Source organism: Phytomonospora endophytica (assembly GCF_014202425.1).
Classification (GTDB): Bacteria; Actinomycetota; Actinomycetes; order Mycobacteriales; family Micromonosporaceae; genus Phytomonospora; species Phytomonospora endophytica.
Window position 1 is genome coordinate 263,703 of record NZ_JACHGT010000006.1, and the last position, 20,850, is coordinate 284,552.

Genomic DNA, 20,850 nt, shown 5'->3' on the forward strand with positions numbered 1-20,850 from the left:
GACGATCGCTCTAGCTTTAACCACTTTGCCCATCATTGAAGCCGTCGACGACGCGACCGCCAATGCCGACCCGGTCGTCAACGCCGTGGCCGCGCCCGGGCGACTCGCCTACTCGTCCCAGGCGTCGGACTTCCACTATCTGGCCAAGACGGGCGCCAGCGGAGTCGAGTCGCCCGTCCTGCCGGCCGACGTGTCACCGCCCGCCAGCAGCGACGAAGGCGACGCCCGCGCCGGACTCGTCGCCTGGATCGCCGACAAGACCGGGCGTGCCGTGATGTTGTCGAACCAGTCGACGGGCGCGGTCACCACGATCGTTCCGGCCGTCGCCGGCGTTTACAACCGCACACCCGCCGTTTCACCCGATGGTGCGTGGATCGCGTTCAGCCGGAACACCTTCGGCGGCGTGTCGAAGATCTGGAAGGTCCGCCGCGACGGCACCGAACTCCAGCAGGTCACCACCGGTACCAACGCCGATTACTGGCCGACCTGGGACCCCGACGGCGAGAACATCGCCTTCAGCCGGTACACGACCGCGGCCAACGGCTACGACCTGTACCGCATCCATGTCGAATCCAAGTTCACCTTGCGGCTGACCGCGACGCCCGCCCGTGACTACGAGCCCGCCTGGTCGCTCGACGGGACGCGCATCGCCTTCACCACCACCGGCCGCTACAACGACGCCGCCGGGTACCCCACCACCGAGATCGTCACCATCCCCGCCGGGGGCGGTGAGGTCCGCCGCGAGGTCTTCCCGATCTGGCCGCGGCCGAGCTCGCAGGCGGTGTGGACCTCCGTCGGCAGCACGCCGACCGCCGGGCTGGCCTTCACCAGCACCGAGGCGGGCGGCACGACCTCGGGCATCTACACGCGCCTGGCCGACGGTTTCGTCGTCGCCATCAGCGACCAGCCCGACTACGCCGAGAACAACGCCTTCTGGAGCGTCGAGCAGAACGCCGTCGGCTACACCGCCGACCGCCGGCAGCCCACGTCGAGGATCAACACGATCAAGGTCGACGGCACGAGCAAGCTCAACGTCAGCGACAAGTGGAACGACCGCGAGGACGCGCCGGCCTACTCCGCCGACGGTAAGCGCCTGGCCTACAGCCGCACCGCCGCCGACGGCAACAGCGCCGACATCGTCATCGTCGACCTCGCCACCGGCGCCGAGACGCTCATCGCGGGCGCGCGCCCGGGCTTCCGCGAGTACTACGTCGACCCGGCCTGGTCGCCCGACGGGCGGTTCCTGGCCTTCGGGCACGAGTACGCCAAGCTCGACGTCGGCGAGTTCCCGCCGCAGGTGAGTGCGATCGCCGTGCTCGACCTGACTTTGGGGACGCGCACGGAGCTGCCGGTCGAGTTGAGCAACAACGAGGCCTTCTACTCCTTCGACGGCGAACCGTCGTGGAACCCGGCGAGCGGGCGCCTGGCGTTCTCGCGGACATGGGTCAGCGTCGCCGGGGCCGACCCGGGCATGGGCCTGATGGCCCGTGACGTCGGCGTCGAGGCGGCGTTCCCCGAGGAGTCGGACACCGACCTGTTCGTGTCGGCGTACCCCTTCCCCGCGGGCGTGAAGCCGACGCAGCTCACCAACGACCTCGGCACGGCCTGCTCGCACGGCTGTGAGGACCGGGCTCCGGCCTGGTCGCCGACCGACCCGGGCAAGATCGCCTTCACGCGGGACTTCGGCGACATCGTCGTCGTCGACCCGACGACGGCGACCTTGACGACCCTGGCCGTCAACGAGGACACCGTCTACGGTGTCGCCGACCCCGCCTGGTCGCCCGACGGGGTGAAGCTCGCCTTCACCGGCTTCGGCACCGGCACCGCGCCGCCGTCGATCTGGGAGCTGCCGGCCGCCGGCGGCACCCCGACGCACCGCACGTCGACGCCGTACTCGGTGGGCCAGGCGGCCTACCAGAACGTCGCCGACTACGAGGTCGTGCCGACCGCCGACGCCGGGACGATCGAGTTCGGGGCGGCCACGACGATCCGTGTCGCCGTGACCAACCTCGGTACCGCGACGACCGTCCCGACGCTGACGCTGACCATCCCGGCGGGCCTCGCGGTCACGTCGGTGGTCCCCGACAGCGGCACCTGCGACCTCGTCGCGATGACCTGCACGCGGGCGCCGCTGGCGCCGAACACGCCGTGGAACATCGCGGTGGGCGTGACGGGCGCGGTCGCGGGCAGCCACGCGTTCACCACCTCGGTGGCGAGCCCGACGGTCGACCCGCTGCTCACCAACAACACCGCGACGGGCTTCATCACCGTCCTCAACCCGCCGGATCTGAACGTCTCGGGCGCGGCCTCGCCGTTCCCGGGGACCGTCGGGGGCACGCCGATCACGGTGACCTTCATCGTGCAGAACGGGCCGGGCGTCACCGCGCGCAACGTGCAGCTGAACGTGACCTGGCCGGCCGCCGTGCCCGCCAGGACCGCGGCCAGCCCCACGGCGTGCCTGACGGTCAACCCGTGTGTGCTGGGTGACATGGCACCGTCGACGAGCCGGATCGTCACGTTCACGTTCCCCGCGAACGTGCCGCTCAACGTGTCGGTCACCGGTGCGGTGAGCACGCCCGTCATCGACCCGACGCCCGCCAACAACACCACGAACGTCACGGTCATCGTCGTCTGACGCGACCGTTGACGCCCGTCCGTCGTCCGCCGCTCCCGTCGCGGCGGACGACGGACCCCTATAGGCAGACCGGTCTGCCCGATCGGCTGCCCTCGTACGGATGTTCATGAAAGACCCTCACCGTCATCCTCGACGGTGAGGGACAGGGAAGGGGACCGCTGTGCGCGTACGACCCGAAGTGGTGTCCGCGGTGGCCTTGTCGACGGCCCTCGCCCTGGTCGTCCTGCCGGCCGCGGAGATGATCGACCCGGCGAGCGCCTCGGCCGACCCGGTCGTGTTCGCCGACCCGGCGCCCGGCCGGATCGCCTACTCGTCGACCGACGACTTCTTCCAGTACCTCGCCGCCACCGACGACGAGGGCGTCGAGGCGCCGGTCCTGCCCCAGGACACCTCGCCGCCGGCGAGCAGCGCCGAGGGCGACACCCGCGCGGGACTGATCACCTGGGTCGCCGACGACGACGGCCGCGCCATCCTCGTGACCGACGGGACCACGGTGTCGACCGTCATCCCCGCCACCGAGGGCGTCATCAACTACGACCCGGTCCTGTCGCCCGACGGGACGCGCGTCGCCTTCAGCCGGCGCGACTACCGCGGCGAGCAGAACGGCTACCTGCACGTCTGGATCGTCAACACCGACGGCACGGGCCTGACACCGCTGCGCGCGAACGAGGCCGAGGAGACTGAGACGCCCGCCTGGTCGCCCGACGGTGAGAGCCTCGCGTTCGGCCGGTACACGACCACCGCGAACTGGGACATCTGGCGCCAGCACCTGGCGTCGGGCTCGCGCACTCGCCTGACCTCGACGGTCAACAGCGACTCCGACCCGGCCTGGTCCAACGACGGTCTGCGCATCGCCTTCACCGCCTCCGGCCGTTTCGAGGACGGTGAGGGCAACCCCACCACCGAGGTCGTGTCGATCCCGGCGGGTGGCGGTGACGTGCGCCGCGAGGTCTACCCGATCTGGCCGCGCGCCTCCACCGACGCCGCCTGGACCGGACCCGACAGCGGCCCCGGTTCCGGGCTCGCGTTCACGTCGAGCGTCGCCTCGGGCAACACCCTGGGCGTCTACGCACGCGTCGACGCCCAGACGGTCGTCGAGATCAGCGACCAGGACGACTACACCGAGAGCCATCCCTTCTGGAGCGCCGAGTTCGGCAAGATCGGCTATACCGCCGACCGTCCCCTGCACACGTCCCTGCTGCACTCGATCCGTACCGACGGCACCGACCAGCAGCCTTTCAGCGACCGCTGGGACGACCGCGAGAGCGACCCGGTCTACTCGCCCGACGGGACACGGCTCGCCTTCTCACGGGCGAGCGGCGAGACCGCCGACATCGTCATCGCCGACCTGCTCACCGGCACCGAGACGCTCCTGCCCGGCGCCCGCCCGGGCTTCGGGGAGCGTTTCGTGGACCCGGCGTGGTCGCCTGACGGGCGCTTCATCGCCTTCGGGCGCGAGTTCTTCTACTTCGGGCCCGAGGAGGGGCCGACGCCGGTGTCGACGATCGTCGTGGCCGATGTCGCCGGTCCCGCTCCCGGGTCCCGCACCGAACTGCCGATGGCCACGAGCCCGAACGAGTACAGCTATTCCTTCGACGGTGAGCCGTCCTGGGATCCGGCGACGGCGCGGCTGGTGTTCACGCGCGCCTGGGTGCCGCGAGGCAGCGGCGGCGAGGACCCCGGCGGGCCGATCCCGTTGCGGGCGGCGTTCCCCGAGGACACCGACACCGACCTGTACCTGACGGCGTTCCCGTTCCCGGCGGGTGTGCCCGCCTCGCAGCTGACGAACGACCTCGGTGAGGAGTGCGGGGAGGTCGACTGTGAGGATCGCGGGCCGGCCTGGTCACCGGCCGACCCGGCCAAGATCGCCTTCACCCGCGATTACGACACGATCAACCTGGTCGACCCGGCGAGCGGCGCGGTCACCGTCATTCCCGTCGACAACGACAACGTGGGCGGTGTCGCCGACCCGGCGTGGTCGTCGCTGGGCACGATGCTGGCCTTCAGCGCCTACGCCAGCGAGGGCCCGCCGTCGATCTTCACGATGCCGGCCGCGGGCGGCGATCCGGATCACCTGACGTCAACGCCGTCGGCGGTCGGGCAGCCCACGTGGCAGCCGACGGCCGACCTGATGGTCACCGCGACCGCCGACCTGGGCACGATCGAGTACGGCATGCAGGACACGCTGCGCGTCACCGTCACCAACCTCGGGTCGGTCCCGACGACGCCGAACCTGAAGCTGACGATCCCGCCCGGCCTCGCCGTCGCGTCGATCACGCCCGACAGCGGCTTCTGCGCACCCGTCGAACTGACCTGCACGCGCGACCCGCTCGCCGCGCAGGTGCCGTGGGTGATCGTGATCGTCGTGACGGGCGTGGCGACCGGGACGCACCCGGTGATCGCCGACGTGACCGGCAGCGCCTTCGACCCGAACCTTCAGAACAACCGGGCGATCACGCGCGTGACCGTCGGCCTGCCGCCGAACCTGGCGCTGTCGGGCTCGATCACGCCCGCGCCCGGTTACGTCGGCGGCGAGAAGCTGACCGTCACGTTCACGATCCAGAACACCGACGAGGCCTTCGCCCGCCAGGTGACGCTCGACGCGTCCTTCCCGGTGAGCCTGCCGCCGCCGATCGCGGCCGACCCGCCCGCGTGCCTGGTCACCAACCCCTGCCCGATCGGCGACATCGAACCCGGCGGCACGAGGGTCGTGACGTTCACGCTCGACCCGATAGCCGCGGTGGACGTCAACGCCGTCGGCGTCGTCAACAGCTTCGTCACCGACCCCGACCCGCTCAACAACGTCGCCGTCGTGCGCATCCTGGTGATCCAGCCGTTCATCACCACCAACCCCGGGCTGAGCCCGCCGGGGAAGGTCATCCAGGTGCACGGTGAGAACTTCCCGCCCGGCGCGAAGATCGGCTTCCGCTGGAGCGAGGGCATCTCCGCCAACGAGGAGATCATCGCCGACGACAAGGGCAAGTTCGACTCGCCGATGCTGATCTTCCACCGGGAGCGGCCCGCGAACCGCACGATCGACGCCAGGCACCTCGGCGGACAGCTGTTCGGGTCGGTGCAGACACCGTTCCTGGTCGTGCCCGGTGACCAGGGGCCACCGGACTTCGTGGGGAGAAGCTAGAACGTCCCGGGCCGTCGCGGAGTCGCCTCCGCGACGGCCCGGGACGCACGGGCTCATTCGGTGATGGTGGGCCGCACGCCGTAGAAGGGGCGTAGCTCCAGCCACTCGCCGACCGGCTCGCCGTCCGCACCGGGCTCGGCCGACAGCTCCCCGGCCAGCTCGACGGCCCGCGCGTGGCTGTCGACGTCGATCACCATCCAGCCCGCGATGAGGTCCTTCGTCTCGGCGAAAGGCCCGTCGGTCAGCGGCGGACGGCCCTCACCGTCGTAACGGACCCACGTCCCCTCCGGGGACAGCGCCTGGCTGTCGACGAACTCGCCGGTCTCCTCCAGCCGCGCGGCGAAGTCGCGCATGTACTTCATGTGCGCCGAGATCTCCTCGGGCCTCCACTGATCCATCGGCACGTCGTTGACCGCCGGCGGCGCTCCGCGGTAGTGCTTGAGCAGCAGGTACTTGGCCATGATGGGCCTCCCGGATATGGATGCGGCCCGTTCCGGCCGCGTTCGCAGCGGGGACGGACCCGGCCGCGCGAACTCGACATCCCGCCGCGGGTTTCTCAGCCGTCGTCCCGCACGAACACCTTCCCGCCGGCCCGCTCCACCAGCGCCCACCCCGCGACCTCGCCGACCACCGGCGCCCCCGCGCCGACCACCGCGTCGTCCAGCTCCAGCTCGGCGCCGTTGCCCCACAGGAACACCGTCCCCGCGAAGCGGGCCCCGTCGAGGCGCACCACGTCGCCCTCGACCGACGAGAACGCCGCCTCACCCTCGAACACCGCGCCGCTGAACCCCGCCCCGCCGAGCATCGTCGCGCCCGTGAAGACCCCGCGCCCGAAGCGGCAGCCGTCGAAGTCGGGATACAACAGCACCGCCCCCGTCAGATCCACGTCCAGCGCGTCGCCACCCCGCAGCCGCTCCGCGATGAGCCGCTGCGCCGACAACCGCACCTCCCGCTCACCCGCCGGGAACACCGGCACACCCGACGCCCCCGAACCGCCCGCGTCCGCGCCCATCGGCGCGATCGCCTTCTCCGGAGCCTCGTCGACCTCGACCGGTGCCCGCAAGTACGCGCACCACACGTCGACGACGAGCTGCCGGTACTCCACGTCCCGCCGCCCCAACTGGTCGAGCGCGTACAACCCGCCCAGCCGCACCGCCGCCCGGTCGTGCCCGAGCTGCTCCACCGACCTCGCGAACACCTCCCCGGACCGCGCGTCCTCGACGGCCCGCGCCGACACCCGCCACCGCGTCACCACCAGCGCGACCACCCCGACGACGCCCGCCACGACCAGCGCGGCCTCCGCCATCTCCACCGCCAGCGACGCCACCCACGGCCCCCGGACCCCCGGCAGCCCCGCCAGCGCCCACAACACGAGCCAGACCGCGACCGCGCTCGCCCCGACGCCCGCCAGGTGGCGGGCGGTGACGGGGAGAGTGGTGCGGTCGCGGCCCTGGATGTCGTCAGTCACCGCTCCACTGTGTCAGCTCAGCGAACGGTTCAGCTCCCCGTAGTCGACGGCGTCGGCGACGGCCTCGTAGGTGCCCGACTCGAACAGCTCCCGCGCGGCCTTGCGCGCCACCGCGTACGCCGCCTGCGCCACGCCCGAACCGAGGCTCAACCGCGCGACACCCGTCGCCGCGAGCTCGGCGACACTCGGCGCGCCCGGCCCGATGAGCAGGTTCACGGGCGCGTCGATGCCCTTGGCGAGCGCCGTGGCGGTCTCGACGTCGACGACACCGGGCACGAAGATCCCGTCGGCGCCGGCCGCGACGTAGGCGGCGGCGCGTTCGAGGGTGGCGTCGAGGCGGCCGGCGGGGTCGCCGACACCGCGCAGGTAGGTGTCGATGCGTGCGTTGACGAAGATCCCGGCCGCGCCGGCGGCGGCGAGACGTTCGGCGAACTCGGCGATCGGCAGCAGGGGCTCGTCGGTGCCGTGCCCGGCGTCTTCGAGGTTGACCCCGGCCGCACCGGCCTCGGCCACCAGACGCAAGGTCTCGCCCACCCCGGCGGCGTCGTGCGCGAAGCCGCCCTCGACGTCGGCGGTGACGGGCACGTCCACGGCCGCGACGACTCTGGCGATGAGGGCGATCGCGGCGTCACGGTCGAGGGCGTCACCGTCGGGCGCGCCCAGGCTCCAGGCGACACCGGCGCTCGTGGTGGCGACGGCGGGCGCTCCGGCGTCGGCGATGACACGGGCGCTGGCGGCGTCCCAGGCGTTGGCGAGGAGAAGGGGACGGCCGGGCACGTGCAATTCGCGGAAACTCGTCATGCTCCCAGTCGACCAGATGGGTACGACAAGTCGCCGGTGGTTTTCCGACCACGAGGCGGCCGCCGAGGCAGCCGTCGTTTTCTCGCTAGTCAATCGCCGGACCACGCGTGATGCTGGAGGACGTGAACGTAGACACCGAACACTGCGTACGGGTCGTCCAGGCCAAGGACGCGCGCTTCGACGGATGGTTCTTCACCGCCGTGCTCACGACCGGCATCTACTGCCGGCCGAGCTGCCCCGTCGCGCCGCCCAAGGTCGAGAACATGCGTTTCTACCCGAGCGCGGCCGCCGCGCAGCAGGCCGGGTTCCGCGCCTGCAAGCGCTGCCGCCCCGACGCCAGCCCCGGTTCGCCGCGCTGGAACGAGCGCGCCGACCTCGTCGCCCGCGCCATGCGCCTCATCGCCGACGGCGTCGTCGACCGCGAAGGCGTCCCCGGACTCGCCCGGCAGCTCGGATACAGCGTCCGCCAAATAGAGCGTTCGCTCAACGCCGAACTCGGCGCCGGACCCCTCGCCCTCGCCCGCGCGCAACGCGCACAGACCGCGCGACTGCTCATCGAAACGAGCGCCCTGCCCATGGGCGAGGTCGCCTTCGCCGCCGGCTTCTCCAGCATCCGCACCTTCAACGACACCGTCCGCGAGGTCTTCGCGCTCACCCCCACCGAACTGCGCCAGCGCGCCGCCCGCGGCCTCGCGACCGCGACACCCGGCCTGCTCTCGCTGCGGCTCCCCTACCGTGCGCCCCTCTGCCCCGACAACCTCTTCGGCCACCTCGCCGCCACCGGCGTCCCCGGCGTCGAGGAATGGCGCGACGGCGCCTACCGCCGCACCCTCCGCCTCCCACACGGCCACGGCATCGTCGCGCTCAAACCCATGCCCGACCACATCGCCTGCCAACTGTCCCTCGCCGACCTCCGCGACCTGTCGATCGCCATCAGCCGCTGCCGCTGGATGCTCGACCTCGACGCCGACCCCGTCGCCGTCGACGACCTCCTCTCCGGCGACCCCGCCCTCGCGCCCCTGGTCGCCAAGGCCCCCGGCCGTCGCGTCCCCCGCACCGTCGACCCCGCCGAATTCGCCGTCCGCGCCGTCCTCGGCCAGCAGGTCTCGACCGCCGCCGCCCGCACCCACGCCGCCCGCCTCGTCACCGCCCACGGCGAACCCGTCGACGACCCCTGGGGCGGCCTCACCCACCTCTTCCCCTCCGTCGAGGCACTGTCCACCCTCGACCCCGAGGCCCTGGCCATGCCCCGCACCCGCCGAAACACCCTCACCGGGCTCATCGCCGCGCTCGCCGACGGCACCGTCGACCTGGGATTCGGTGCCGACTGGAGCGAGGCGCGCACCAGGCTCCTCGCGCTGCCCGGCTTCGGGCCGTGGACCGTCGAGTCGATCGCGATGCGCTCCCTCGGCGACCCCGACGCCTTCATCCCCGGCGACCTCGGCATCAAGCTCGCCGCCGAAGCCCTCGGCCTGCCTTCGACGCCCGGTGCGCTCACCGCGCACTCGGCGGCGTGGCGGCCGTGGCGCGCCTACGCCGTGCAGTACCTCTGGGCGACCGGAGACCACGCCATCAACCGGCTCCCGATCGGAGACAGCGCATGAACCGCCGCCACACCGTCGTCGACAGCCCGATAGGGAAGCTGACCCTCGTCGGCGAGGACGAGGCCCTCGTCGGCCTGTACATGGAGGAGCAGCGCCACCACCCGGGCGAGGAGACCTTCGGCCCGCGCGACGGCGAGGGCTTCGACGACGCCGTCGCCCAGCTCGGCGAGTACTTCGACGGCGAGCGCACCCTGTTCGACCTGCCGTTGCGCATGCACGGCACGGACTTCCAGCGAAAGGTGTGGGAGGCGCTGCTGGACATCCCGTCGGGGGAGACGCGCACCTACGGCGACCTCGCCGCGATCCTGGGGCAGCCGACGGCGTCGCGGGCGGTCGGGCTGGCCAACGGGAAGAACCCGGTCAGCATCATCGTGCCGTGCCATCGCGTCGTCGGCGCCAACGGTTCGCTGACCGGGTACGGCGGCGGCCTGCCGCGCAAGCGGTTCCTGCTGGAGCTGGAGCGCGGGGGAGGGTTGTTCTAGGCCGAGCGCGGCCGGGGCGGCGCCAGCGTCAGTCTCTGGGCCTCTTCACGATGAAGACGCCGGCATCGAGGTCGACGCCGTTCGGCGGGGCGCCGCTGTCCTCGTCCTCGCGCATCATCGCCGTCGAGCGACGCTGCTCCAGTTCGAGGTCCTTGCCGGGCACGACGGCGGCGTGCAGCTGGTCGAAGCCTGTCGCCGAGATCTGTCCCGCGCGCTTGCCCCCGCGCCAGGGGATCCACTTCGTGCGGCCCGCCTTCACGGCGATCTGGTCGAGGATCGCGAGAACGAACAGCAGCACCACGAGTCCGGGCAGGCTCATCGCGAACAACGTGCTCATGATCTCTCCTTCAGCGATCGCTCTACTGAGGATGGCAGAGTCCCGGCCCTGAAACGAGTGGGCAAACGGGCGGCCCGTCGGTGCTGCCCGAAGGGGCGATCGAGGCTGCTCCTCCGAGCGCGCCGCACGCCCTGACGTCGGCCTCTGTCCCGAGTCATAGTCCCAGGACACGGCTATGGGAGCGGCTATGGCAATCGTTTGCCGTAATTGTGGGCGGCAGAATCCGGACGGCGCGCAGTTCTGCGCGAACACCGACTGCGGGGTGTTCCTCGACTGGGATCGCGGTGACGCGACACCCCCGCCCGTGCGCGGCGGGACCGACATTCCAAGACCGAAGAGTGAGGCACAGCAGGTGGCCGCGGCGGCCAGCCTGTCCGAGAACATGCTGTCGGTGCAGCCCGGGGAGACCGTCCAGACGACCGTCACGGTCCACAACGCCGGCAGCCAGGTCGAGGAGTTCGTGCTCCTGGTCATCGGCCCCGCCGCGGCCTGGGCGAGCGTCGAGCCCGAGCGTCTGTCGATCTATCCCGGCCAGCGCGCTGAGGCGATCGTCAGCCTCAACCCGCCGCGACGCCCCGAGACCGCGCCGGGCCACGCGTGGTTCACCGTCCGCGCCGCCTCGACCCTCCACCGTGGCCTCACCGCCGACGTGCAGGCGACCGTCGACGTCGGCGAGTACCGCGAGCTCATCGCGGCCCTCCAGCCCCAGCGCGGGAGCGGCCGCGGCTCCACCCGGCACGCCGTCGAGCTGCTCAACACGGGCAACGTCGTCGAACCGGTCCGGCTCACCGGCACCGACCCGACCGGCAAGCTCCGCTTCGACCTCCCCGGCGGCGAAGAGGCCGTCCCACCGGGACCGCAGCGCTTCCTGTTTCACGTGAAACCACCGGGCAAGTTCTTCGGGGCGGCCCAGAACTACCCTTTCGCGGTCGTGGTGACCCCGCGCGACCCGTCCCCGCCGATCCGCCTGGACGGCGACCGCGAACTCGTGCCGTTCATCGCCGGCTGGGTGCCGAAGGTCGCCGCGGGCCTCGCGGCGGTCGCCGTCGTGGCCACCGCCGGTCTGATGTGGCTTAAGCCGATGCTCACCGCCGAGGCGATCCCCGAGATGTCGTCGTCGCCGAGCATGGCGCCGTCCGAGCGCGCGAAGGGCTCCGAGGGCGCCTCGAAGGAGCCCAAGAAAACCGAGACTCCTTCACCTACGCCGGAGCCGAAGCCCGAGTTCACACCACCCGTCCTCAACCCCGAGGACTGCATCGACTACGACCCGAACGCGCTCACGATCGTCGACCTCGGCGCCGACGGCTGGCGCCTCGACGAGAACGGCACCCACGCGCTCGTCGTCTTCGACAACCAGGCCGACGCGCAACTCGGCCTTGAGATCGCCCAGAAGCACGACCGCTACTGCTTCGTCGGACGCGGCAACACCCGCCCCGACCCGCAGCAGTTCATCTACGAGTACTGGCTCGGCGGCGGCACCGACGACAAGGAGTACACCGAGGGCAACTGCGTGACCTACGACAACAGCGAGGTCCGCTACGAAGCCAGCGGCGACGCCTGGGGCGTCTACGCGGCGGAGCAACCGCTGCTCCTCCTCGACAACGAGACCGACGCCCAGAACGCCGTCACCCTCGCCGAGGCCTACACCCGGATGTGCTCGATCGGCACGTGGAACACCCGCGCCGACCACTACGCCTATCAGACGTACTTCTGGCTGCCCTGAGTGCCTGTTCGGGCACCTAACGATTCCCTCGCACACGGTCCGGCGGCTTCTGCCGGATCGGGGGGACGCACCGCACGATCAACGCGAGGACACCTAGACGCAGGAGGCAGCATGCCTACGTACTTGTCGCCAGGCGTGTACATCGAGGAGCAAGAGGCCGGTTCACGGCCTATCGAAGGCGTGGGCACCGCGGTGGCCGCGTTCCTCGGGTTCGCAACGCAGGGCCCGTACAACACCCCAACCCTGGTGAGCAACTGGAGCCAGTACACGCAGCTCTTCGGCGACTTCGCGCCCGACTGCTACCTGGCCCACGCGGTGTACGGGTACTTCCTCAACGGCGGCGGAAACTGTTATGTCGTGCGCATCGGGGGCAACGGCTCGACCGGGGACGGCGCGCCGGAGGTTTCCGGGCCGCAGGCGATCGTCGGCAACTACCGCGTGAAGGGCAAGGCACTGCCGCCCGGCTCGCGCGTCGCCGTCGAGTTCGCCGACGCGACCGGCGAAGGAGCGCCCAACGACCGCTTCACCATCAAGGTCAGCCGCGACGACCGCGTCGTGGAGACCTTCGACAACGTCACCTTCAAGCGCGGCAAGGAGAACGCGGTCAAGGTCGTCGCCGAGCAGTCGCAGGTCATCACGCTCGAAGAGACCGCGACGGTCACCACGGCCCCCGCGGCCGGGACCGTGCAGCTCGTCGAACCCGCCGCGACTCCGGCGCTGCCCGCGCAGATCGTCACCGACGACTACGTCGGCGACGCGTCCGACCGTTCCGGCGTCGGCGGCCTCGAAGCCATCGACGAGGTCACCATGGTCGCCGTGCCCGACCTCATGAGCGCCTACCTGCGCGGCGCGGTCGACCTGGAGACGGTCAAGGCCGTCCAGCTCGCCGTCATCGCGCACTGCGAGATGATGGGCAACCGCATCGCCGTGATCGACCCGCCGCCGGGGATGAACCCCCAGCAGATCAAGGACTGGCGCGTCGACCTCGCCGGCTACGACTCGAAGTACGCCGCGCTCTACTACCCGTGGGTCAAGGTCTTCGACCCCGCGACCGGCACCAACGAGTTCGTGCCGCCGAGCGGCCACATGTCCGGCGTCTGGGCCCGCACCGACGCCGCGCGCGGCGTGCACAAGGCGCCCGCGAACGAGATCGTGCGCGGCGCGGTGATGCTGGAGACGCACCTGACCCGCATCGAGCAGGAACTGCTGAACCCGATCGGGATCAACTGCATCCGGGCCTTCCCCGGCCGCGGCATCCGGGTATGGGGAGCGCGGACCCTGTCGAGCGACCCGGCGTGGCGCTACCTGAACGTCCGCCGGCTCTTCAACTACATGGAGGACTCGATCCTGCGCGGTACGCAGTGGGTCGTGTTCGAGCCGAACGACGACGCCCTCTGGTCGAGGATCCGGCGCACCATCAGCGCCTTCCTGGTCAACGAATGGCGCAAGGGCGCCCTGTTCGGGCTCACCCCCGACGAGGCCTTCTACGTCAAGTGCGACCGGGAGACCAACACCGCCGAGAGCATCGACGCCGGGCAGGTCATCTGCGAGGTCGGGGTGGCGCCGGTGAAGCCGGCCGAATTCGTCATCTTCCGCCTGTCGCAGTTCTCCGGCGGTGTCAGCGAGGTCTCCGAGTAACCCCCCAGCAGCAGAAAGGCAGGCGCGAACATGGCTCTTCCCGACCTTGACTCCTCGGTGGGTCACTCTTTCGGATGCGAGATCGACGGCATCGTCATCAAGCACATCACCGAGGTCAGCGGCCTGAAGATGGAACAGGACGTCATCGACCTCAAGCAGAACACGATGGACGGCAAGTTCGTCATCAAGAAGCTCCCGGGCCGCCCGAAGGCCGGCGAGGTCACCCTGACCCGCGGTCTGACCGGCGACAACAGCTTCGAGAAGTGGATCGAGTCGGCCCACTTCGGGAAGATGTCCGACGCCCGCAAGGGCGGCGCGATCATCGTCTACGACTACGAGGGCACCGCCATCAAGAGGTACACGCTGGTCAACGCGTGGCCCAAGAGCCTTGAGATCGGCGCCCTCAAGGCCGGTGACACCTCGGTGCTGACCGAGAAGCTGGTGATCACCTACGAAGAGATGAAACCGGCCGCCTGATGCGACGCTCCAACACCGCCACCCAGCAGCCGTCGTCCATCGTGGACGACGAGCCGGACGTTCCCGTCCGCGAGCAGATGCGCACCGAGTTCGCCTTCACCCTGCCACGCGGGTACGTCGACGAAGCCGGAACCGTGCACCGCAGCGGCGTCATGCGCCTGGCGACTGCCCGCGACGAGCTCGTCCCGCTGCGCGACGATCGCGTCCGGGAGAACTCGGCGTACCTCACGGTGGTGCTGCTGGCGCGAGTCATCACCAGCCTCGGCTCGATCACCGACGTTCACGTCGGTGTGGTGGAGAACCTCTTCGCCGCGGATCTGGCCTTCCTGCAGGACATGTACCGGCAGATCAACAGCGAAGGGCACACCCGGGCGGCGGTCCGCTGTCCGGAGTGCAAGCACGACTTCGAGGTGGACCTGTCGGGCAGCCGCCTGGGGGAATCATGACGTACGCGACCGACCGGCTGCACGCGGAGATCGCGTACGTCGCCTACCACTTCCACTGGCGTCTCGACGACATTCTCGACCTGGAGCACGCCGACAGGCTCGAATACGTCAACCAGATCGCCGGTCTCAACACGCGGGTGAACGGGGGGCGGTGAACCATGCGGTGGCCCTGGAGTCGTGACAAGAGCGAGGAACGTGCGGCAGAGCCGCCGTCACCGTCGCCCGTTCCACCCCCACCCGTCGCGCGGCGGGACTGGCGGTCCATGCCGCCGGTCCAGCGCGTACTGGGTGCGCATCCGCTGGTCAACCCACCGCAGGACTTCGCGTCGGGTCTGACGACGAGGCAGACGACGGGATTCCTGTCGCCGCTGGGGCACGCGGTCACGCCGGAGGCGCCGTCGGGCGTCGTCGAGGCGGTGCCGGTCCGCGGCGGGGACGTCACCGACCTGCCCGTCGTGCACGCCGCGCCGCCCGCCGCCGCGGGACCGAACGGTTCGTCGGTGGTGCAGCGCTGGTCGGACCCGTCGGGGATGTCGGTGCTGCGCTCGGTGAGCCCGGCCGCGCCGGCCGCTCCTGCCGGCGGCAGCACGGGTTCGGTGGAGACGCCGGAGCCCTGGAGCCTGCCGGTCGTCGAGGCGGCCACGCCCAGGCCGGAGCCCACGCCCACGCCCACGACTGTCGTCGAACCCGAGCCCATGCCGACCCCGGCCGCGCCCGTCGAGGCCCAGCCCGAACCCGAGCCGGTCGCCGCCATCTCGGAGTCGCCGACGCTCGGGTCGTCCGGCGACGCCGTCACATCGGTCGGCGGCACGTCCGGCTCCGGCGCCACCCCCGTCGGCGCCCCCATGATCCAGCGCTCGACCGAAGCCCCGGCGATGCCGATCGTCGAGGCCCCGGCGGCCACGCCCACCCGCCGTCGCGGAGGGCTCGGACCGCCCCTGATCTCGTCCGCCGTGGACATGACACCGGCACCACTCCCACCGGCAGTGACCGAACAGATCGCCGCCCCAGCCTCCCCAAGGTCATTGCCGGTGGGGCAGACCGTGAGCAGGATCGCCGACGAGCAGGCGCCCACCCTCGGGACGGTCGAACCGGTCCCTTTGGCCGGCGACGGCGGCACCGGGACGCCGACCGCAACTGACGCCCCGACCACCACCGCCGACACGCCGCCGCCGGTCGCGATGCCGGTCGTCGCCTCAACGTCGCCGACGGCCGCGACACCGACGGTTTCCCGCCTGGCCGCCGACGGCCCCACGCCGACCACCCCGAGCGCCCCGCCCGCCGAGACCACTCCGGCGATCACCGTTTCACGTGAAACGGACCCCACCACGCCGAGTTCGCCGACCACGCCCGACGCACCCACGCTCGGCACGGTCGACCTGCCCGCCGTCTCGGCCGAACCCACGTCGGCACCCAGCGCGGCGACCAGCACCGGGTCGGGCTCCACGTCCTTCGCCGCGCCGATGGTCCAGCGCAGCACCACCACCCCGACGCCCACGAGCTCGCCGACGCCCACACCCGGCACCACGTCGGCGTCCCCGGCAGCCGGTCTGCCCGTCGTGGGCGCCACTCAGGCCAGCACCAGCTCGACGCCTTCCACCACCTCGTTCGCCGAAGCCGTTCCCGGGCCAGGGGCCGCCCATCCTCCTCCCACTTCTGACAGTAGAGAAGCGCCAGGCGTGGGTGGCGAATGGTCCGAACCACCCCTTGTGGATAACCCGCCGGTTGTGGACAACTTCGAGGCGCCCGTCGTCACCGCCCAGCTCATCGGCGACCGGCCGCTCACCAGCAGTGCGTCGGCGGACACGGCCTCGACCGCATCGGACACCGACTCTTTCGGCACCTTCGACAGCGGCGAAAGCCTCGGCTTCAACGACGTCGGCACCGCCGGTTCCCCGGCGCTCCCACTCGTCGCCGGCTCCCCGGCCGCCAGCTCGGCGACGCCCTCGGTTCAGCGCGTGACGCCGACCCTCGCTGCCGCGCCGACAGGCTCATCATCCTCGGCCACGACGTCCGGCGGTGTCACGGTGTCGCGCTCGACCACACCACCACCCGCCATGCCGACGGTCCAGACCGTCCCCACGCTCGGAGCGCCGTCGAGCCTCCCCACCGGATTCACCGGCAGCGGATCGTCGCCCTCGTTGAGCGGCCAGTCGGGCGGCTGGAACACCGCCTCGCCCATCGGCACCTCAAGCAACCTCTCGCCGGCCACATCGATCATGACGCTGGCCGTGCCAGGGGCCGCCCATCCTCCTCCCACTTCTGACGGTAGAGGGGCGCCAGGCGTGGGTGGCGAATGGTCCGGACCATCCTCTGTGGATAACCCTCCGGTTGTGGACAACTTCACCGCGCCCGTCGTCTCCCGCATGGCGAACGGCAGCGCGCCGACCTACCCACGCCCAGCCTTCGGCGCCGTGATGTCCAACGGCACCAATGGCACCCTCACGCCCGCTTACCTCCAGCGCGCCACCGCCTCCGGCGCCGGGTCCTTCCCGACGGCCACCACCGCGGCATCCCTGCCGATGGTCGCCGCCCCCCCGCCGTCGCTGCCCCCGCCCACGCTCGTGCAGCGCGTCGATGAGGCACCACCCCCCGAGCCGCCGCCCGCCGCCCCGGCCGAGCCGGCGCCCGCGGCCAACGCCTCCACGCCGGCCGCCGCTGCTCCGGCGGCCGGCGCGGAGCCGACCGAGCTGCTCGCGAAGTTGTACGACCCGTTGCTGCGGCGACTGCGCGCCGAACTGCGCATCGACCGCGAGCGCCGGGGCGCCCTGACCGATTTGTGGCACTGAGAGGAGTCCTCCAATGGCGCTAGCAGACACCGAAGCGGTGGCCGTGTGTTTCGTCGTGAAGATCGACGACGAGAGCCTCGGGTCTTTCAACTCGTGCGACGGCCTCGGCTGTGAGTTCGTGATGGAACAGCGGGAGGAGGGCGGGAACAACTCTCAGGTATGGCAGCTTCCGACACGCATCAAGTACTCGAACGTGAAACTCAGCCGCCCGGTGACCAAGCAGAGCACGAAGATCACGCAGTGGTTCGCCAGCATGGCCAACGGGGTGAAGCGGAAGACCGCCACGATCGAGGCGAGAACCCTCGAAGGCACGGTCATCACGCGCTGGGCGCTCGTGGACGTCGTCCCGGTCCGCTGGACCGGCCCGCAGCTGACGGTCGACTCCCCGAAGATCGCCACCGAGACCCTCGAACTCGCCCACCACGGCTTCCTCGCGCCCGGAGCGGGAGCCTGACATGACCTCACCGGTGACGTTCACCTCCGCGGGCGGCGGAGGCGGAGGCGGTACCCCGTCGAGCCTTCAGCGCGCCTACCTCGAACTGCGAGAGCCGCCTGCCGACGGCAGCACCGCCCAGCCGGGCGCGCCCATCGGCCGGATCGACTTCCAGTTCAACCCCAAGGAACTCAGCCTCTCCAAGAACGCCAAATGGAAGCGCGATGCCCAGCGCAACGCCAAGAAGTCCGGTCCGCCGGAGTTCACCGGCTCCGACCCGGCGAAGCTGACCCTGGAGATGTTCTTCGACGCCACCGAGAAAATGGACAGCAAGGTCGTCAAGGCCGTCGAGCAGCTGTTCAACTGTTGCGTCCCGACCGACGCCAGCCGTCAGGCGAAGAAGGGCTCGCCACCGTGGGTCATCTTCCACTGGGGCCCGATGACGGGTTTCCCGTCGTACGTGAGCAGCGTGACCGCCAAGTACACCTTGTTCACTCCGGCGGGCACACCCGTCCGTGCGGTGTGCACGGTCAACCTGGAGGAGATCTCGGGTGAGCAGAGCGGCCAGAACCCGACATCCGGTTCGCGTACGGCCCGCCGCGCGCACATCGTGACCGCCGGCGACACGCTCCAGTCCCTGTCGTACCGCACCTACGGCAACGCCGGTCTGTGGCGGGTCATCGCCGAGGCCAACGGCGTGACCGACCCGATGCGGATCCCGGTCGGCACTCGCCTGCTGGTGCCCGCCGCCGACGAACTGCCCGGAGACGGCGATGGCCAATGAGAGCTTCGCGAACACGCTGATCGTCGAGGTCGACGGTACGGCGCTGCCCGCCGACGTCGCGTCCCTGATGACCTACGCGTTCGTCGACGCCAGCCGGAACCTGCCCGACACCTGCGCGCTGCGGTTCCGCGACCCGCAGCGCCTCGCCTTGCAGAAGGGGAAGTTCAAAGTCGGCGCGAAGCTCTCGATCAAGGTCAACACCGCCGAGCCCGGTGGCCCGAAGGTGCTGCTGACCGGTGAGGTCACCGCTGTCGAACTCGACCTCGACGCGGGCGGCAGTTTCACCGAGGTGCGCGGCCTCGACCTCGCGCACCGCCTCTACCGGGGACGTCGTGTCGCGGCGTACCCGGACATGGGTGTCGCCGACGTCGTGCGGAAGGTCGCGACGCGGGCGAAGGTCCCGGTCGGCACCATCGACGCCGTCTCGGGCGTCGGCGGGAAACAGCACACGCAGTTCAGCCAGGACAACGTCAGCGACTGGGACTTCCTGGCCCGCCTCGCCGACCTCGTCGGCGCCCAGATCTCCTGCTCCGAGGGCAAACTCGACTTCAAACTGCCGGCACCGCCCTCCGGGGCACCACCGAGCAGCGCGGTCGCGACGACCGACCCGCTCGTCCTGGAGGCCAACCGCAACCTCATCTCCCTGCGCGCGGCGATCACCGCCGCCGAGCAGGTGCCGAGCGTCGAGGTCCGCGGCTGGGACTTCGAGCACAAGCAGGAGATCACCGCCACCGAGACCCCGAAGCCCGCGGGCACCGAGGTCCCCGGGCTCGACCCGACGGGCATGGCCGGGAAGTTCGGCGCGCCCCCGTACCTGAGCACCAGCGCCGCCTACCACAGCCAGGGCGAGGTCAAGGCCTCCGCGAAGGCCCTCGCCGACCAGCTCGCCGGCGCCTCCGCCGAACTCGACGGTGTCGCGAAGGGAAACCCGAAACTGCGACCGGGCACGGCCGTGGCTCTGGCCGGTGTCGGCGAGCCCTTCGCCGGGAAGTACACGCTGACGAGCACGAGGCACTTGTTCAGCGAGACGGCGGGTTACACGACGGCGTTCACGGTGTCGCACAAGCAGGAGCGTTCCTTCTACGGCCTCATCTCCAGGGGCAGCGGCGGGGGAGGCCCGGCGGGCGTGAGCGGGCTGATGCCCGGGATCGTCTCCGACGTCCGCGACCCGCTCAAACTCGGCCGAGTGAAGCTCACGTTTCCCTGGCTGGCGAAGGACTTCACGTCCGGCTGGGCGCGCACGGTGCAGCTCAGCGCGGGCAAGGACCGCGGTTCGTGGCTGCTGCCCGAGGTCGGCGATGAGGTCCTCGTAGGACGCTGCGAAGGTGACATGGACACCCTCTACGTCCTCGGCGGCCTCCACAACGGCAAGGACACCGTCCCGGAACTCTCCGCACCCGGCATCGACGGCTCCAGCGGCGAGATCGGCGTCCGCGCACTGGTGTCACGAAAAGGCCACCGGCTCGAACTGGTCGACGCGCAGGGAAAGGAGGGGATCCTCCTGTCCACGGGGGACAAGAAGATCCTGCTGAAGTTCGATCAGACCGGCAAGACGATCGAGCTGACCAGCCCCGGCGAGATCAAGGTGAAGGGCGTCGGTATCACCATCGATGCCGGCACCGGCCCCCTGGAGATGAAGGGCAACCAGGTCAAGGTCACCGGACAGCAATCCGTCGAGGTCACCGGCACCCAGGTGAAGGTCGCCGGCCAAGGCCAGGCGGAGTTCTCCGCGGGCGGCCCGGTCACCGTCAAGGGCGCGATCGTCCGGATCAACTGACATTCACACCGGCAAAGGAAAGGGGGACCGCGATGCCACCCGCGGCCCGCGTCACCGACCGCACCGCCCATCCCGGGGTCATCACCGGCCCGGGCGTCGCGACCGTCCTCATCGGAGGGCTGCCCGCCGCGACCGTCGGTGACATGCATGCCTGCTCGTTCCCGCCCCCACCGCCGCACCCGCCGACGCCGATCATCCCCCCGGGGTGCCCGACGGTGCTCATCGGCGGCAAGCCCGCGGCGCGGGTCGGCGACATGTCCGCCTGCGGCGCTCCGATCCTGCCCCCGGGCTGCCCGACCGTCATGATCGGAGGCTGA

Annotated in this window: 18 protein-coding genes; 14 read left to right on the top strand and 4 right to left on the bottom strand. The window is 70.9% G+C overall.

Features of this window, described 5'->3' with window-relative positions; translation table 11 throughout:
* Positions 1-25 precede the first annotated feature (25 nt).
* Positions 26-2,635, top strand: a complete 2,610-nt coding sequence (locus HNR73_RS15655; RefSeq protein ID WP_184788175.1) for a DUF11 domain-containing protein — start codon at positions 26-28, stop codon at positions 2,633-2,635.
* Between the two features lie 160 nt (positions 2,636-2,795).
* A complete protein-coding gene (locus HNR73_RS40730) occupies positions 2,796-5,774 on the top strand; it encodes a DUF11 domain-containing protein (protein ID WP_184788176.1) in 2,979 nt (992 codons plus the stop codon).
* A 53-nt stretch (positions 5,775-5,827) separates the two neighbouring features.
* Here the strand turns inward: HNR73_RS40730 and HNR73_RS15665 are convergent, their stop codons facing one another.
* The 3 genes from HNR73_RS15665 to HNR73_RS15675 all read right to left on the bottom strand — a co-directional run bounded on the left by HNR73_RS15665 (position 5,828) and on the right by HNR73_RS15675 (position 8,043).
* Positions 5,828-6,235, bottom strand: a complete 408-nt coding sequence (locus HNR73_RS15665) for a YciI family protein (RefSeq protein WP_184788177.1) — start codon at positions 6,233-6,235, stop codon at positions 5,828-5,830.
* Between the two features lie 95 nt (positions 6,236-6,330).
* Complete coding sequence (locus HNR73_RS40735; protein WP_184788178.1) at positions 6,331-7,242, bottom strand: pentapeptide repeat-containing protein; 912 nt, start codon at positions 7,240-7,242, stop codon at positions 6,331-6,333.
* 12 nt (positions 7,243-7,254) lie between these two features.
* Positions 7,255-8,043 carry an isocitrate lyase/PEP mutase family protein gene (locus tag HNR73_RS15675; RefSeq protein WP_184788179.1) on the bottom strand — a complete coding sequence of 263 codons (789 nt, stop codon included), beginning with the start codon at positions 8,041-8,043 and terminating at the stop codon, positions 7,255-7,257.
* A 122-nt stretch (positions 8,044-8,165) separates the two neighbouring features.
* Between HNR73_RS15675 and HNR73_RS15680 the strand changes: the two genes are divergently transcribed.
* Both HNR73_RS15680 and HNR73_RS15685 read left to right on the top strand, forming a co-directional pair.
* Positions 8,166-9,647, top strand: a complete 1,482-nt coding sequence (locus HNR73_RS15680) for an AlkA N-terminal domain-containing protein (protein ID WP_184788180.1) — start codon at positions 8,166-8,168, stop codon at positions 9,645-9,647.
* Positions 9,644-10,129 (top strand): methylated-DNA--[protein]-cysteine S-methyltransferase, encoded by a 486-nt coding sequence (locus HNR73_RS15685; RefSeq protein WP_184788181.1) that lies wholly within the window; start codon positions 9,644-9,646, stop codon positions 10,127-10,129. The genes HNR73_RS15680 and HNR73_RS15685 overlap by 4 nt, the downstream gene beginning before the upstream one ends.
* A gap of 28 nt (positions 10,130-10,157) precedes the next feature.
* Here HNR73_RS15685 and HNR73_RS15690 read toward each other — a convergent pair whose 3' ends face one another.
* Complete coding sequence (locus tag HNR73_RS15690; protein WP_184788182.1) at positions 10,158-10,466, bottom strand: DUF6191 domain-containing protein; 309 nt, start codon at positions 10,464-10,466, stop codon at positions 10,158-10,160.
* Between the two features lie 187 nt (positions 10,467-10,653).
* On the opposite strand from HNR73_RS15690, the gene HNR73_RS15695 reads away from it, so the two are divergent.
* The 10 genes from HNR73_RS15695 to HNR73_RS15740 all read left to right on the top strand — a co-directional run bounded on the left by HNR73_RS15695 (position 10,654) and on the right by HNR73_RS15740 (position 20,850).
* Entirely contained in the window at positions 10,654-12,189 is a 1,536-nt protein-coding gene (locus HNR73_RS15695) for a zinc ribbon domain-containing protein (RefSeq protein WP_184788183.1), read from the top strand.
* A 111-nt stretch (positions 12,190-12,300) separates the two neighbouring features.
* Positions 12,301-13,827, top strand: a complete 1,527-nt coding sequence (locus HNR73_RS39800) for a phage tail sheath family protein (RefSeq protein WP_184788185.1) — start codon at positions 12,301-12,303, stop codon at positions 13,825-13,827.
* A gap of 30 nt (positions 13,828-13,857) precedes the next feature.
* Positions 13,858-14,304: a phage tail protein gene (locus HNR73_RS15705; protein WP_184788186.1), complete on the top strand. Its 447-nt coding sequence runs from the start codon at positions 13,858-13,860 to the stop codon at positions 14,302-14,304.
* On the top strand, positions 14,304-14,750 hold the full coding sequence (locus HNR73_RS15710; protein ID WP_239121917.1) for a hypothetical protein: 447 nt from the start codon (positions 14,304-14,306) through the stop codon (positions 14,748-14,750). Before HNR73_RS15705 ends, HNR73_RS15710 begins: the two co-directional genes overlap by 1 nt.
* Positions 14,747-14,905 (top strand): DUF6760 family protein, encoded by a 159-nt coding sequence (locus HNR73_RS15715; protein WP_184788188.1) that lies wholly within the window; start codon positions 14,747-14,749, stop codon positions 14,903-14,905. Before HNR73_RS15710 ends, HNR73_RS15715 begins: the two co-directional genes overlap by 4 nt.
* A 108-nt stretch (positions 14,906-15,013) precedes the next feature.
* The gene (locus HNR73_RS15720; RefSeq protein WP_184788190.1) at positions 15,014-17,539 is read left to right on the top strand and encodes a hypothetical protein; all 2,526 of its coding nucleotides are present in this window, start codon (positions 15,014-15,016) and stop codon (positions 17,537-17,539) included.
* Positions 17,540-17,552: 13 nt separating this feature from the next.
* Positions 17,553-17,993 (top strand): phage tail protein, encoded by a 441-nt coding sequence (locus HNR73_RS15725; RefSeq protein WP_184788191.1) that lies wholly within the window; start codon positions 17,553-17,555, stop codon positions 17,991-17,993.
* A gap of 1 nt (position 17,994) precedes the next feature.
* Positions 17,995-18,756, top strand: a complete 762-nt coding sequence (locus HNR73_RS15730) for a CIS tube protein (protein ID WP_184788193.1) — start codon at positions 17,995-17,997, stop codon at positions 18,754-18,756.
* Positions 18,746-20,533, top strand: coding sequence for a VgrG-related protein (locus HNR73_RS15735; RefSeq protein WP_184788194.1), 1,788 nt, complete (start codon positions 18,746-18,748; stop codon positions 20,531-20,533). The genes HNR73_RS15730 and HNR73_RS15735 overlap by 11 nt, the downstream gene beginning before the upstream one ends.
* A gap of 32 nt (positions 20,534-20,565) precedes the next feature.
* The gene (locus HNR73_RS15740) at positions 20,566-20,850 is read left to right on the top strand and encodes a PAAR domain-containing contractile injection system baseplate protein (protein ID WP_184788195.1); all 285 of its coding nucleotides are present in this window, start codon (positions 20,566-20,568) and stop codon (positions 20,848-20,850) included.

Coding starts and splice junctions, on each gene's coding strand:
- HNR73_RS15675 (WP_184788179.1), bottom strand. CDS start 8,043: ATGACGAGTTTCCGCGAATTGCACGTGCCCGGCCGTCCCCTTCTCCTC.
- HNR73_RS15730 (WP_184788193.1), top strand. CDS start 17,995: ATGACCTCACCGGTGACGTTCACCTCCGCGGGCGGCGGAGGCGGAGGC.
- HNR73_RS15685 (WP_184788181.1), top strand. CDS start 9,644: ATGAACCGCCGCCACACCGTCGTCGACAGCCCGATAGGGAAGCTGACC.
- HNR73_RS15720 (WP_184788190.1), top strand. CDS start 15,014: ATGCCGCCGGTCCAGCGCGTACTGGGTGCGCATCCGCTGGTCAACCCA.
- HNR73_RS15665 (WP_184788177.1), bottom strand. CDS start 6,235: ATGGCCAAGTACCTGCTGCTCAAGCACTACCGCGGAGCGCCGCCGGCG.
- HNR73_RS15735 (WP_184788194.1), top strand. CDS start 18,746: ATGGCCAATGAGAGCTTCGCGAACACGCTGATCGTCGAGGTCGACGGT.
- HNR73_RS15715 (WP_184788188.1), top strand. CDS start 14,747: ATGACGTACGCGACCGACCGGCTGCACGCGGAGATCGCGTACGTCGCC.
- HNR73_RS15695 (WP_184788183.1), top strand. CDS start 10,654: ATGGCAATCGTTTGCCGTAATTGTGGGCGGCAGAATCCGGACGGCGCG.
- HNR73_RS15725 (WP_184788191.1), top strand. CDS start 17,553: ATGGCGCTAGCAGACACCGAAGCGGTGGCCGTGTGTTTCGTCGTGAAG.
- HNR73_RS39800 (WP_184788185.1), top strand. CDS start 12,301: ATGCCTACGTACTTGTCGCCAGGCGTGTACATCGAGGAGCAAGAGGCC.
- HNR73_RS15705 (WP_184788186.1), top strand. CDS start 13,858: ATGGCTCTTCCCGACCTTGACTCCTCGGTGGGTCACTCTTTCGGATGC.
- HNR73_RS15740 (WP_184788195.1), top strand. CDS start 20,566: ATGCCACCCGCGGCCCGCGTCACCGACCGCACCGCCCATCCCGGGGTC.
- HNR73_RS15710 (WP_239121917.1), top strand. CDS start 14,304: ATGCGACGCTCCAACACCGCCACCCAGCAGCCGTCGTCCATCGTGGAC.
- HNR73_RS15690 (WP_184788182.1), bottom strand. CDS start 10,466: ATGAGCACGTTGTTCGCGATGAGCCTGCCCGGACTCGTGGTGCTGCTG.